Source organism: Labrys sp. Lb11 (assembly GCF_057554225.1).
Map to the genome: position 1 here is coordinate 83458 of NZ_BAAJOT010000007.1, position 12822 is coordinate 96279.

13 protein-coding genes and 1 pseudogene are annotated in these 12822 nt (G+C 61.9%); 3 read left to right on the forward strand and 11 right to left on the reverse strand.

All coding sequences use genetic code 11. The annotated features are described in order from the left end of the window. The first annotated feature begins 327 nt into the window (after window positions 1–327). The 3 genes from AC27L4_RS25440 to AC27L4_RS25450 are packed head-to-tail and all read left to right on the forward strand — an operon-like array spanning window position 328 to window position 1570. Window positions 328–1047: a S1C family serine protease gene (locus tag AC27L4_RS25440; RefSeq protein WP_487145319.1), complete on the forward strand. Its 720-nt coding sequence runs from the start codon at window positions 328–330 to the stop codon at window positions 1045–1047. After that, window positions 1044–1196, forward strand: a complete 153-nt coding sequence (locus AC27L4_RS25445; RefSeq protein ID WP_487145320.1) for a hypothetical protein — start codon at window positions 1044–1046, stop codon at window positions 1194–1196. The genes AC27L4_RS25440 and AC27L4_RS25445 overlap by 4 nt, the downstream gene beginning before the upstream one ends. A gap of 23 nt (window positions 1197–1219) precedes the next feature. Then, complete coding sequence (locus AC27L4_RS25450; protein WP_487145322.1) at window positions 1220–1570, forward strand: helix-turn-helix transcriptional regulator; 351 nt, start codon at window positions 1220–1222, stop codon at window positions 1568–1570. Window positions 1571–2627: 1057 nt separating this feature from the next. Here the strand turns inward: AC27L4_RS25450 and AC27L4_RS25455 are convergent. From AC27L4_RS25455 to osmF, 11 genes and pseudogenes are all read right to left on the reverse strand, one after another. Then, window positions 2628–3731, reverse strand: a complete 1104-nt coding sequence (locus AC27L4_RS25455) for an ISAs1 family transposase (RefSeq protein ID WP_487145323.1) — start codon at window positions 3729–3731, stop codon at window positions 2628–2630. Window positions 3732–4069: 338 nt separating this feature from the next. After that, window positions 4070–4414 carry a hypothetical protein gene (locus tag AC27L4_RS25460; RefSeq protein ID WP_487145324.1) on the reverse strand — a complete coding sequence of 115 codons (345 nt, stop codon included), beginning with the start codon at window positions 4412–4414 and terminating at the stop codon, window positions 4070–4072. 346 nt (window positions 4415–4760) lie between these two features. After that, window positions 4761–5537: pseudogene (locus AC27L4_RS25465) on the reverse strand (IS5 family transposase). Window positions 5538–5695: 158 nt separating this feature from the next. Next, entirely contained in the window at window positions 5696–6220 is a 525-nt protein-coding gene (locus AC27L4_RS25470) for a hypothetical protein (protein ID WP_487145325.1), read from the reverse strand. A gap of 23 nt (window positions 6221–6243) precedes the next feature. Then, a complete protein-coding gene (locus tag AC27L4_RS25475; protein ID WP_487145327.1) occupies window positions 6244–6726 on the reverse strand; it encodes a hypothetical protein in 483 nt (160 codons plus the stop codon). Beyond that, window positions 6723–8237, reverse strand: coding sequence for an RHS repeat-associated core domain-containing protein (locus AC27L4_RS25480; RefSeq protein ID WP_487145328.1), 1515 nt, complete (start codon window positions 8235–8237; stop codon window positions 6723–6725). The genes AC27L4_RS25475 and AC27L4_RS25480 overlap by 4 nt, the downstream gene beginning before the upstream one ends. A gap of 71 nt (window positions 8238–8308) precedes the next feature. Further along, a complete protein-coding gene (locus AC27L4_RS25485) occupies window positions 8309–8677 on the reverse strand; it encodes a hypothetical protein (RefSeq protein ID WP_487145329.1) in 369 nt (122 codons plus the stop codon). 104 nt (window positions 8678–8781) lie between these two features. Continuing rightward, a complete protein-coding gene (locus AC27L4_RS25490; protein ID WP_487145330.1) occupies window positions 8782–9522 on the reverse strand; it encodes an ABC transporter permease in 741 nt (246 codons plus the stop codon). Continuing rightward, window positions 9519–10457: an ABC transporter ATP-binding protein gene (locus AC27L4_RS25495; protein WP_487145331.1), complete on the reverse strand. Its 939-nt coding sequence runs from the start codon at window positions 10455–10457 to the stop codon at window positions 9519–9521. Before AC27L4_RS25495 ends, AC27L4_RS25490 begins: the two co-directional genes overlap by 4 nt. Beyond that, window positions 10457–11671 carry an ABC transporter permease gene (locus AC27L4_RS25500; protein WP_487145669.1) on the reverse strand — a complete coding sequence of 405 codons (1215 nt, stop codon included), beginning with the start codon at window positions 11669–11671 and terminating at the stop codon, window positions 10457–10459. The genes AC27L4_RS25495 and AC27L4_RS25500 overlap by 1 nt, the downstream gene beginning before the upstream one ends. A 52-nt stretch (window positions 11672–11723) precedes the next feature. Next, window positions 11724–12641, reverse strand: a complete 918-nt coding sequence (osmF, locus tag AC27L4_RS25505; RefSeq protein ID WP_487145332.1) for a glycine betaine ABC transporter substrate-binding protein OsmF — start codon at window positions 12639–12641, stop codon at window positions 11724–11726. Between the last annotated feature and the right edge of the window lie 181 nt (window positions 12642–12822).

Here is a 12822-nt window from a genome sequence, read left to right on the forward strand (position 1 = left end):
TGAGCCTCCCTTGGGATGGATACGGCAGCCTTCCCTTTTCGGCTGATGCTAGCATCGCTCGGAGCGGCGAAAGTTGATCTGGATCAGAGAGTCGACGATTCCACGGCCCCTCGACGCCGGTGAGATCAGGTCGCGATGCCTGATATGTATCAAAGAGAGGCGCCGGCGGCGAGCGGAGACTGGGCCGGTTGCCTGACATCGAGAGGTTCGTTCAACCCGCAAGCCGCCCCTCCCGACCTCGCCTGCCTATGTGGCGAGTGGACGAGGTTCAGGTCCCGGCGCATGTCTACGGTGTGCATTCCGACAGCATGCATTCCGGAGGTCCCCATGAGCGGAGACATGCAGGATGTCTCCACGGCGCTGGAAGAAATGGTCCGGGGTTTGGCGCCGAGCCTCGTTTCAGTCGTATCCCATCGCATGCAGGCGTCAGGCTTCGTCTGGCGCGACGGCCTTATCGTCACGTCGGACGAAAGCCTTGCCGCGGACGGCGACATCAGGGTGACGCTGCCCGGCGGTGAGAGCATCACCGCCCGTCCCGTTGGGCGCGCCCCGAGCACCGCCGTCGCCCTGCTCAGGGTTGACCGGGCTGATCTACAGCCTGTCGCCATGGCGGTACCCCTGCCCTCGCCTGCCGCGCTCGTCCTGGCCCTGGGCGCGGAAGATGGCGAACCGACCGCTGCCCTCGGCGTGGTCTCCGTCAGCAGGGGCCCCTGGCAGTCGATGCGCGGCGGCGACATTGACGCGCGCATCGAGCTCGACACCGGCCTGCGGTCGACGGCCGAGGGCGGCCTCGCGGTCAACGCCGCAGGGCAGGCTATCGACATGACGGTGTTCGGACCACGTCGACGCGTCCTCGTGATCCCCTCGGTCACGATCAACCGCATCGCGGCGAAGCTGGAGACCGACGGGCGGATTGCGCGCGGCTACGTCGGTCTTGGCCTGCATCCGGTCTCGATCGAGGGCAATGGCCCAGGCCCCATAGTGATGAGCGTGGACCCCGAGGGCCCGGCGCGGCGGCCCATATTCACCAGGGGGATGTCCTGGTGAGTTGGGACGGCAAGCCCATCGGCACGCTGCAATCGCTGCTGAGATCGCTCGGCCCCGACAGCGTCGGCAAGCTCTTGGAGATCGAGTTGCGGAGGGGCGGCCGATCGCACCGGACAAAGCTCCGAGTCGGTGAGAGGCCAGCGGCTTGAGAGACCGGCGCGCGAGGGATCGGTTGCGACTGGCGGTCGACGTGGCCGACCCTGCGCTCGCCGATCGGATCGCGTCCGTTCTGGCCGATGTCGAGGAGGTCGAACTGGTCGGCAAGGAGGATGAACCCGACGCGCTCGCCGTCGCGCCCGGAGCAGCGACAGAGCTGCCAGCCGGCAGCGCACTCACCGCCCGGGAACTGCAAGTCCTCGCCCTGCTGGCGGAGGGCGCATCGAACAAGCTGATTGCCCGCCGGCTCGGCATTTCGGCGCACACGGCCAAGTATCACGCCGCATCCTTGCTGGAGAAGTTCGATGCCGTGAGCCGCAGGAATGCCGTCGCCCATGCCGCAAGGATCGATGTCCTCCACCTTTGACACGCGTGCGCCCACAGCCGCGTCGCGTCCGTCTTCCCTTGAGAGAATTGGAAATAAGTGGAGTGTCACCGGAACACCGGGAACACCGGGAATTCTAAATATGTATTTTTCGGACCTGCATCGAGCAGGGGCACGGGACGCATCAACCGCTGCCAGCGCGCCGAATTACGCTGCGCAAAGACAGTCCAAAACTTCCGGTCAATCGACAGTCTCGCCGTTGACCTATGCTTAATCAAATTCGTCCGCACGCCCTATCGAGAAAAGCCATAACGGGTAACCGAACAATCCTCCTTTCGTATCGTCATTTCGAAAAACCCCCTATAAGAACCCAAGGGATCTGGCCCACGCTCTAAATCTATCAATATAGCCCAAAATTCTTTTGGAGATCTATCTACAATCTCTACGTCAAAGTCAGAGAAATTGAACTTTAGATTTTTTACTAAATTGTTAATTGAATCGATGCATCGCAAGATATCACGCTTCACTATAAATGTCTCCTGTGGCCCCAAAAGCAGAGAAGGCAGGCGCGGAAACTCCGCCTCTGCCTCCGCCTTGCTCTTTGGCAGCTCAGCTCCACTAGCACTTTGCATATCAGCGAACAAGGCCATAGATGACAGTAGCACTTGAGTCACAATAATAAATTTTAGCATAATTAACTCCTTTTTATCCAAAGCATCGACTACATGTCAGCTAACATATCATTGGAACTTCTCAATGTCATCGCCCTGGATTGCATAGCCTCCGCAGCACGAGACGAATGGGACTCAGCGCGGGAACGCGAACGCTTTGGAGTTCTGGCTTCCCATTCCTCGTCCGCCAGGTAGCGGGGACAGCGTTGACGGCTACGGCAGCCGCAACGGCGGCTTGCAGTCGCCCACATCACTCCTTTCGAAACAGGCCGCGTTCCTTGACTCACAACCGATTCCATTGATCGAATGTCTTTGCGAACGGGCGCTAAGCGCATCGGGCGCATGCCCATCACCATATCATTGCGACCCTTACTCATGGAACCACAACTGTGACAGAACCCTCTTCCGTCAGGGCCGTTCAACGCTGATTACAGAGCGTGGTATGCGAGGATGAGATCGAGGCTGAGGGCGCCGTTCCGGAGGGCTTGAGCGACGTTGGCGATGCGGTTGTGTCGCAGGATGTTGAGAGCGAAGCTTCTGGCGCGAGCCATGATGCCGGGATTGTGGCGGATGCGGCTGCGATCCTCGTTGCAGGAGACGTCGCGGACATAGTGGTTGCGGTTCTCGATGCCCCAGTGGCCTCGGACGATTTCGGCCCAGATGGCTGCGGCGAGGCCTTGGGCGGAGGAGATATAGAACGCGACTTCGCCGCGTTGCGTCCACAGGCCGGTGGCGGCTTGGCGAAGCCAGGTCTGGCGGGTGACGCGGATGATGGTCTTGACGAAGGGGTGCCATTCGCTGTCGGCGAGGGCGTCGCCGACGGGAAAGACGTCGACGGTGCGATGCTCCTGGCGGGATCGTGCGATGTCGCGCGAAGAGACGGTGTCGCTGGGATGGCGGGTGTCGGCGAAGGCGCGGACGTCGGCGTCCAGATTGAGCTGGTTCTCCTTGAGTTGGACCAGGAGATGGTTACCGGTCGCCAGAGCCGTCGCGAAGGTTTTTTGGGCATGCATGGCATCAAGGGTGAACAGGCGCCCGGTCAGGCCGAGGGTGGCGATCAAGTCCTGGGCGGCGGGGATTTCGTTGCTCTTGTCGTCGATCGCCAGGTGGCCGAGGATGATCTGGCCATCGCTGGCGAAAGCGTTCAGCACATGGGCAGCCTTGCGGTCGTTGAAGGCGTCGAAGCTGCCGCGCAGCGTCTTGCCGTCGATGGCCACGCAGGCCGGGATGGCGCCGCCTTCGGCCGCGGGCGTGAGCAATCCGGCTGCATGCTGGCGGAACACGGTCTCAACCTCGGCCGCGTCCAGGCCGCGGATGATGAAGCGCACCGTCGAGTAGGCCGGAGCCTTTCGGACCGAAATCCCGAACGCGGCGTTCAGGCGCTTGAGATGGGCGCGGATGAAGGCATGGACCTGACGATACGACTGCGCGCCGGCCAGCATCGCCAGCACCGTGAACAGCAGGATCGGCGCCTGCGGGTACATCTGACCCTGGCCACGACGCGGATCGGGGATCTGGGAAAACAACGACAACAACGCGCTCGGCATCGGAGCAACCCTCACAAACGGTTGCTCCCCATAGATTCAGACAAAATGCTTCGAGGGAATAGCCTTCTTCGCCCCCAGCCCGCACTCGCCGATCACCAAGATCCTAGCGTTGAACAGCCCTGCCGCAGACCCCATTCGAGCCTTGACCGGAAGACACCCGATCAGGCCTACTTCAACAAGCCAACGCCAATCCCGGCGGCGGCATAATACCGGCCGAAACCCACTTATCCGGCAGCTTCAGCTGTCCAAACAAACCGAGCCGGCTCTCTTCGCCTGAAAATGAGGGGATACTTGAGCGTTGACATCACTCCATGGCGCGATACTCAAATTTTGAAACTCCCGCTTTCTAAGGCTTCTTCCAGTGCGTCACCGCCATATCTATCAAATGCATCAATTGCACTTATCTTCTCATCTTCCATAAATGCTCTTCGGGATCGAATGTAAGTTCCCTTAGACACATAAAAGCACAGAGATAATGGCTGCATGCATTGCCTAACAAACTCATCTGGCAGGTCAAAATCAAGCTTCCCACGATCCTGAACATTCACAAGACGTGAAAAATCACGAAGCCATCCCTCGAATTCAATCCACTGTTTGTTCGTAGAGGCAATACGCATTGCCTGCTGAACATCGCCTTCGAGGACTGACACCAGTTTCCAAAGTTTCATCGGGATCTCATACTAACGTTGCATAAAAGGTACGGGGTTGACCGTGTAACCAAGCCTCTCCCACATCGCCACAGTCGCATTCCATTGCGACAGAGTAATTCCTGCTCCATCACCGAACCGTCCGGACCCTGCGTTTATTACGACTGAGTTATTAGGGCCGAACCACGCCTCACCTCCTATTGAGGCCTCAGAACTAAGGTTGGTATGTACGATGTTCCCTCTCGGTGTCGGGAATGGCGTGCTTTCCAGTGCGATGTTAATTCCTCGTTGGTCAACGGTATACAGGTATTTCGTGGCTGCGTCTCCACGTGTTCCGAACACAACATCATCAAAGAGGCCAGCCGTCCTAGGGCGTCGACTCATAAACTTTGGCACCATATTTTTGCTGCGATGAGCTTTACGGCTGCGAGAAAGTTCTCGGGCCGCTTGTCATATCGGGTTGCGATGCCTCGGAACTGCTTGATCCTGTTAAAGAAGCGCTCCACGAGGTTGCGCTGCCGATAGACCCAGGGCGAGAAGACAAAGGAGGCCTTGCGGTTTGACTTCGGCGGGATGTTGGCCCAGGCCTTGCGCTCGGCGGCCTTGGCCCGAATGGCATTGTTATCATACCCCTTGTCGGCCAAGAGGATGGTTCCCTCGCCGAGTTGGTCCGTCAACGCGTCGGCCTCGGTGCAGTCGGCGATCTGCCCGCCGGTCAGACGGAGGGTGACGGGACGGCCTTCGGCGTCCACGAGCGCGTGGATTTTGCTCGTAAGTCCGCCGCGGGAACGTCCCATGCCGCCATCCTCGCCATCCCCCTTTTTCCCGTGGCCGCATGCTGGTGAACGCGGACACAGCTGGAGTCGATCATGACGATGTCACCATCGTAAGCTTCCGAAACCGCTTCCAGAAGCCGGTCCCAGACCCCGGCTTTCCGCCAGCGGACGAAGCGGTTGTAGCAGGTGGTTGGTGGACCGTAGCGCTCCGGGATTTCTGACCAGGGCGAACCAGTCCGAAACCGCCAGAGAATGCCATTCAGCACACGCCGGTCATCCACACGGGGAACACCGCGCGGTTTGTTCGGCAGGAGCGGCGAAAGAATTGACCATTCATGGTCCGTGAGTTCGTGGCGACGGCGCGTCATTAAGGCGCCCTCGTTCGGAAACCTCGAATCACGCATGTCGGAAACGAAATGAATTTACACCCGTACAGCTTAGTTTGCGTAACTTAGCGAAAAACATGAGATGCACCCGTATAATCGATGTAAACAAAAGTACCAAAAATTGATAACATACAGTTAATTCACAATTTCAAATCAACCCTCTTGCCATCTTCTATATTATAAATCCATTCTTTTCCAGACGAATCGCAATACTCCACACCATCCCGATTCTCTCCTTGAAATTTCCAATCTATTAAAGCATGATTCTGGCGCCATCGCAATTTGCCATCACTGTCAAAGCAAATAATACCCCCCTCGTAAATTAACGCCAAATAAGACTTAATGGATACGCCAAAAATATAAGCAAACCCACTATCGCACATCTCTCGGCCGAATAGTAGCGCCTCAGGCACAATTAGACCCACGTCTGCATCAAATCTCCATGCAATATTTCCATGATTAAGTACACCTATTACACAACGAGATCCTTCCGAATGAAAAATGTCAATCGCGATTTGTCCAAATCCTAACGGAATTTGACTTTTGACAAGACCTATATCATCAGAAACAAACGTTACATATTCATCATCCTCCCAATTCCACTCGCCGAGGCCATCAAACGAAACCTGCTTCTTTTTCAGAACAACGTCCTTGAGAATCGTCATCTTTTTTGAACTCCGCTCACGCGCTATATTAACTCAATTTTTTGGCAAAAAGTAGCGGACATCGCCCCCCCCATTTTCACTAGGGCGTTATAGAAGGCTCGATCTCCAGTGATAATTGGACGACCTGTCAACAAGATAGTAGTGCCGATAATACCGTCTCCATTGAGTCCTACGAGAATGTTGAGATCTGCAAAAGAACCGCCGGGAGACGTGAAGGTGCCAAGATGCGATCGCAATGCGGCTTGCGTACTAACATCGACTACATCTGGAAGCACCGTAATATACTTTGCAAGTTTTGGCATGGCACTGAGAGTTACACCTCGGCTAATTACATCGACTGCTTCCCTCATAACCTGCTGAGTAATTGCTGGTATTTCTCCAGGCTTTATAAAGCTGCTAGCTAACTTGAAAGAAAATAAAGCATTAGTGTCCAGGATTACGAATTTCTCTACAGCAGTAGTACTTGTGATAAATTTCGAAGCGCCAACCCCTCCACCTCCAATCAAGCCCCAAGAATTTCTACGGGATAGCCAAATGCGGGAGTGTCATACCCCAGTCTGGGAATCTCTATTGAAACGTATTCATTTAGAAGTCTAAGTCTCGGATCCCCCTGGGCAATCATGTTTGATAAACCAGCACCGATGTTCCAAGTCGCTGCAAATGTGTCATGCATCGCGCTTTGGAAACCCATCGGGTCTCTATCTGCAGACCAGAAATTCTCAAATGTATCCGGCAATCCGCTATAGAGATCGAAGAAACTGTGCCCGCTGGGATCGGCCACATTGACCGGGTTGTTCACCGCATAGGCGTAGCGATTGGTGCCGACGCCGCCCTGGGTCGGGTCCCACCAGTCTGGCGAGACGAAGCGAGCGACCTTCGGGTCGTAGTAGCGGGCGTTGAGGTAGAGCAGCCCGGTCTCGTCCTGGCGCTCGCCGATATAGGCCCTGTCCTCCCGCGTGCTGCCGCTGGCCGAGGCCGGCGTGCCGCGCTGGAAGCCGTAGGGGGCGTAGCTCACGCTGCTGACCAGCAGCCCGCCCGCGTTGCCGACGATGGTGCGGATCGACCCGAGGTGATCCTTGAACAGGATATAGGTCTGCTGCGCCTTGCCCGGCACGGTCTCCCGCTTCGTGTCCGACGTCGGGTAGCTGATCCAGGTCGGTGCGGTCGGCACGCAGGTGTCGGTCGAGGCCGCATAGGTGACGCGCTCGTCGCCGAAGACGGTGAGCGTCGTCTCCATCGGCAGCGGGCTGGGCGCGGTCGTGCAGCCGCGCGGCGCCGCCTTGACCATCTTCTTCAGCCGCGAGCCGTCCGGGCCGTAGACGAAGGTGGTGGCGGCTCCGGTCGCGGTGATCGCGGTCGGCCGGTTCTCGGCGTCCCAGGCATAGGTGCGGTTGTAGCCGCTGGTCAGGTTGCCGTTGGCGTCATAGACGAAGTTGAAGGTGAGGCCGCCCGCCACGATCCTGGACACCGCATGCGGGCCGCCGCCGTTCGTCCCGTCATAGCTGTAGGCGCCGACGCCGGTCTTCGACAGGAGGTTGCCGGCCGTGCTGTAGGTGAAGGTCTCGTTGTAGGTGTTGTTGCCGGCGTTGCTCGCCTGCAGCAGCTGGTCGAGTTCGTCATAGGCGTAGGTCCAGGCTTCCTCCTGCGCGGCGCTGGTGACGGCGTCGATCCGCCCGGTCTTGGCGCGGGTGTAGCCCAGCGACAGGCGGGTGGTGGCGCTCGACACATGCTTCAGCGTCGCCAGCCAGCCGCGAGCCGCGTCATAGGTCGCGGTGCTGGTGCCGACGACCGTGCCGGCGTCGTTGGCGTAGGAGGTCACCAGCGGCTGGCCGGAGGCGTCGTAGGTGATCGAGCCGATCAGGCCCGGCACCTTGGCCAGACGCCCGGCCTCGTCGTATTCCAGCGGCGCGGCCGCCGTGCCGACCGTCGAGCCGTCCGGCAGGCCGCGCCAGAGCACGCGCGAGCCGCGATCATAGGCCGTCGTTGTCTCGTAGGTCTGGCCGTCGACCGTGAGCAACTGCCACCCCAGACGCAAATAAAACAAACCGTTATCACAAAGAAAAATTAAATAAAATACCTATCCTACTTCTACCACAAAACATATCTTTCCACAATTGTTGTTATATATATATCATTTACTCTAATAATTCTAGCATCTTCGGCACGAAAATTATTTGGATCTAATCGATTAAGCTTCGGGTTTATTTCAGAATAGCCAATAACTAAAACCCAATTCGGGAAGCCATTCATACGCCACTGATCAAATCCTTTAACCAAGGAGGTCGCCGTGGGCTCTCCAAGCTTTTCGTAAATCTGAACGGCCGTACGGCCGCGCAGGGACGGGTCTTTCCATTGACTTGGCACTCCATAGTACCTCCAAAAGATGCAGAATCCGAATCCCAGAACAGCCAGAATCGAGATCAGTCGCAAGCCATTTCGCAGGAGGGAACTCATCATTCACCTATTCTCCGAAATCCTGGGGAATTACGGTGCCGCTGCATACATTCCTTCAATGCATTGAAATTATTACGTTATCTTGATGATACTGTGCCACCATCCCCCTACCCCCGCCCGGCCCGGCGGGCCGCCAGCCGCTCCACCGCACCCAGGGCGTCATAGACCAGCACGGCCGTGAGGCCGACGATGACGCCGCCCTGCAGCACGAAGGCGGTGTTGGAGCTCTGCAGGCCGGCGATGATCACCTCGCCCAGGCCCTTGGCGGCGACGGTGGAGCCGATGGTGGCGGTGCCCAGGTTGATCACAACCGACAGGCGGATGCCGGCCAGGATCACCGGCAGCGCCAGCGGCAGCTCCACGGCGAGGAGCCGGCGGGTGCCGCTCATGCCCATGCCGCGCGCCGCCTCGACCACGGCGGCCGGCACTTCGCGCAGGCCGGTGATGGTGTTCTCGAACACTGGCAGCAGGCCGTAGAGCACCAGCGCGATCAGCGCCGGCTTGACGCCGAAGCCGACCGCCGGCACCGCCAGCGCCAGCACCGCCACGGGCGGGAAGGTCTGGCCGATATTGACGATCGAGCGCGACAGCGGCAGGAACTCCGCCCCGGCCTCCCGGGTGACGAAGATGCCCATGGCCAGCGCCAGCGCCGCCGCCGCGAGGCTCGCCCCGGCCACCAGCGCCAGATGCGCCAGCGTCAGGTCGAGCAGGCTGCCCTGGTTGTAGATCGCCGGCGCGCCGTTCTCGGTCAGCGGCCGCAGCAGCGGCTCGAACAGCGACGGCGCGAGCAGGAAGGTCGCGAGGATGGCGAGCGCCGCCAGGCGGGCCAGGGTCGGGACGAGCCTCATGCCGCCCGTCCCGCCCGCTTGAGGATGGCCGGCAGGGTGATGCGGGCGCCGACGCTGCCGTCGGCCGCGGCGACCGGCAGGCTCTCGACGCCGCGCCACAGGAGGTCCGACAGCGCGTCGCGCAGCGTCGCCGTCTCCGGGACCGGCTCGCCCTCGGCGTGGCCCGGCTCGGCCGCCTCGGCGACGCGGGTCAGCGACAGCAGGCGGAACGGCCGGTCGCCGCCGCCGACCAGCCGCTCGACGAAGCCGGGCGCCGGCCGGGCCAGGATGTCGGCCGGGGCGGCGTATTGCAGCAGGCGGCCGCCGTCCATCACGGCGATGCGGTCGCCCAGGTGGATCGCCTCCTCCATGTCGTGGGTGACGAGCACGACGGTGATGCCGAGGCGGCGCTGCAGCACCAGCAGATCCGCCTGCGCCTTGGCGCGGATGATCGGGTCGAGCGCGCCGAAGGGCTCGTCCATCAGCAGCACCGCCGGCTCGGCCGCCAGCGCCCGGGCGACGCCGACGCGCTGCTGCTGGCCGCCGGAGAGCTGGTGCGGGAACTTGCCGCCGAACTCGCCGGGATCGAGCTCGAACAGGGCGAGGAGTTCGTTCACCCGCCGGCCGATGCGCGCCCTGTCCCAGCCGAGCAGGCTGGGGACGGTGGCGATGTTGCGCGCCACGCTCCAGTGCGGGAACAGGCCGTGGCCCTGGATGACGTAGCCGATGCCGCGCCTGAGCTCTTCGCCCGGCACCCCGGCGGTGTCGCGCCCGCCGATGCGGATGGTGCCGCTGCCCGGCTCGATCAGGCGGTTGATCATGCGCAGCAGGGTCGACTTGCCGCTGCCCGAGGCGCCGACCAGCACGGTGATGCTGCCGCGCTCGACGCGCAGCGACACGTCGTCGACCGCGAGGACCCGGCCGAAGCGGCGGCTGACCTGTTCGACTTCGATCATCAGCGGCGTCCCTTGAGGCAATCGACCAGCGCGTCGAGGAGGATGGCCGCGGTGAAGGCGAGGACGATGGTCGGCACGGCGCCGAGCAGCACAAGGTCGGTGGCGGCCTGCCCGATGCCCTGGAACACGAAGGTGCCGAAACCGCCGCCGCCGATCAGCGCGGCGATCGTCACCAGGCCGATGTTCTGCACCAGCACGACGCGGATGCCGGTGAGGATGACCGGCAAGGCGAGCGGCAACTCGACGCCGGCGAGGCGCTGGCGGGCGGTCATGCCCATGCCCTCGGCCGCCTCGACCACCTGCGCCGGCACCTGCGCCAGGCCGACGACCACGTTGGCGACCACCGGCAGCAGCGAATAGAGGAACAGCGCGATCAGCGCCGGCGCCGCGCCGATGCCGCGGATGCCGAGATCGGCGGCGAGCGGCACCCGGGCGGCGAGGATGCCGAGCGGCACCATCATCAGCCCGTACATGGCGATGCTGGGGATGGTCTGGATGATGTTGAGCGCCGGCAGCGTCACGCCGCGCAGGGCGGCGGAACGGTGGCAGGCGATGCCGAGCGGCACGCCCGCCGCCACCGCGGCGGCGAGCGAGCCGAGCGCGAGCTCGATATGGCGGGCCCCCTCCTGCCAGAAGCTGTCGGCATGGGAAGCGTATTCGCGCATCGCCGACAGGCCGTCCCACAGTCCCGAGCCAAGAATCCCGGCGACGGCGACGGCCGCCACCGCCAGGGCCGCGAGCCGCGCCCCGGGCCCGAGCGCCAGCTTGGCTATGGCGTCGGTGACCAGGATGGCGAAGGCGAAGCTCAGCACCCAGAATCCGGAAGCCGGAGCGACCCGCGCCAGGGCGTTGCCGGGCGGGACGAGATGCGCCGGGGCGAGGCCGGCCAGCACGGCCAGCGCCGCCAGGCCGAGCGCCCCGGCGGCGAGGCGGATGCCGGCATGGCCGCGCCACAGGGCCAGGGCCGCCACGGCCAGCAGGACGGCGAGGCCCGCCGCGGCCGTCGCCGGCGGCAAGGCCGCGAACAGGCCGAGTCCCTTGCCCGAGACGATGCGGTTGGCGCGGAAGGTCACGAAGGGCTGGAGGGCGAGCGCCAGGACGGCCAGCACCGCGATCGCCACCCCGACCTTGTCGAGGCGCAAGACGAGGCGCGCCCGGGCCGCGGCCGGACGGGCGCCGCCTGAGGGCGCCTGCGCCTCGGCGACCCCGGCCATGCCGCCGGGCTGTCCCGCCTCTCCGGCCGCCGGCATCAGGCCGTCCTGCCCGTCACTTCACGAAGCCCTTCGACTTCAGATAGTCGGCGGCGACGTCCCTGGCGGCCTCGCCATTGACCTGGATGCGGCCGTTGAGGGTCTGCAGGGTCTTGAGGTCGAGGCCGGCGAACACCGGCTTCAGCAGGTCGGCGATCGCCGGATTGGCCTTGAGCACGGCCTCGCGGATCACCGGAGCCGGAGCATAGACCGGCTGCACCGACTTGTCGTCGTCGAGCACCACCAGCCCGGCCGCGGCGATGCCGCCGTCGGTGCCGTAGACCATGGCGGCGTTGACGCCGTCGGTCTGCTCGGCCGCCGCCTTGATCGTGGCCGCGGTGTCGCCGCCCGACAGCACCAGGAGCTGGTCCGGCTTGAGGGTGAAGCCATAGGTCGCCTGGAAGGCCGGCAGGGCGGCGGCGCTGTTGACGAACTCGGCCGAGCCCGCCAGCTTCACCTGGCCGCCGCCGGCAACGTACTTGCCGAAATCGCTGAGCGTCTTGAGCTTGTTGGCCTCGGCCAGCGTGCCGAGCAGGCCGATCGCCCAGGTGTTGTTGGCCGGCGCCGGCGCCAGCCAGACGATCTTGTTGGCGTCGTAGTCGAGCGTCCTGGCCGTCTCGTAGCCCTTGGCCGCGTCCTTCCACAAGGGATCGTCCGCCTTGTTGAAGAAGAAGGCGGCGTTTCCGGTATATTCGGGATAGATATCGATCTCGCCGGCGAGCAGGGCTTTGCGCACGATCGGCGTGGTGCCGAGCGCGATCTTGTTGGTGACGGCGATGCCGCCCGCCTGCAGCACCTGGGCGATGATGTTGCCGAGCAGATTGCCCTCGGTGTCGATCTTGGACGACACCACGACCGGATCGGCTGCCTGGGCCGTGCCCGCCAGCACGGTCAACGCCAGGGCGAGGCTCCAGGACTTGAACGATCTCGACATTGTACTCTCCTGATTGAACCAGACTTCGGTTTCGGCGCGTCGGGCCGATGGCGGGAAACCCTATCGAGCCAAGGCTCGCGCTTAAAGTCAATAATTTTTATAGACTTTATTGTTTTTATCGGACAGGCTGGTGAAATCGGACGGCGGGCCTCTCGGGAAGCCGCCGGCTCGGCCCAGTCTA

Bases quoted from the DNA above. Each gene is read 5' to 3' on its own strand.
- AC27L4_RS25440 (WP_487145319.1), top strand. From the start codon at position 328: ATGAGCGGAGACATGCAGGATGTCTCCACGGCGCTGGAAGAAATGGTC.
- AC27L4_RS25460 (WP_487145324.1), bottom strand. From the start codon at position 4,414: ATGAAACTTTGGAAACTGGTGTCAGTCCTCGAAGGCGATGTTCAGCAG.
- AC27L4_RS25470 (WP_487145325.1), bottom strand. From the start codon at position 6,220: ATGACGATTCTCAAGGACGTTGTTCTGAAAAAGAAGCAGGTTTCGTTT.
- AC27L4_RS25485 (WP_487145329.1), bottom strand. From the start codon at position 8,677: ATGATGAGTTCCCTCCTGCGAAATGGCTTGCGACTGATCTCGATTCTG.
- AC27L4_RS25490 (WP_487145330.1), bottom strand. From the start codon at position 9,522: ATGAGGCTCGTCCCGACCCTGGCCCGCCTGGCGGCGCTCGCCATCCTC.
- AC27L4_RS25495 (WP_487145331.1), bottom strand. From the start codon at position 10,457: ATGATCGAAGTCGAACAGGTCAGCCGCCGCTTCGGCCGGGTCCTCGCG.
- AC27L4_RS25500 (WP_487145669.1), bottom strand. From the start codon at position 11,671: ATGGCCGGGGTCGCCGAGGCGCAGGCGCCCTCAGGCGGCGCCCGTCCG.
- osmF (WP_487145332.1), bottom strand. From the start codon at position 12,641: ATGTCGAGATCGTTCAAGTCCTGGAGCCTCGCCCTGGCGTTGACCGTG.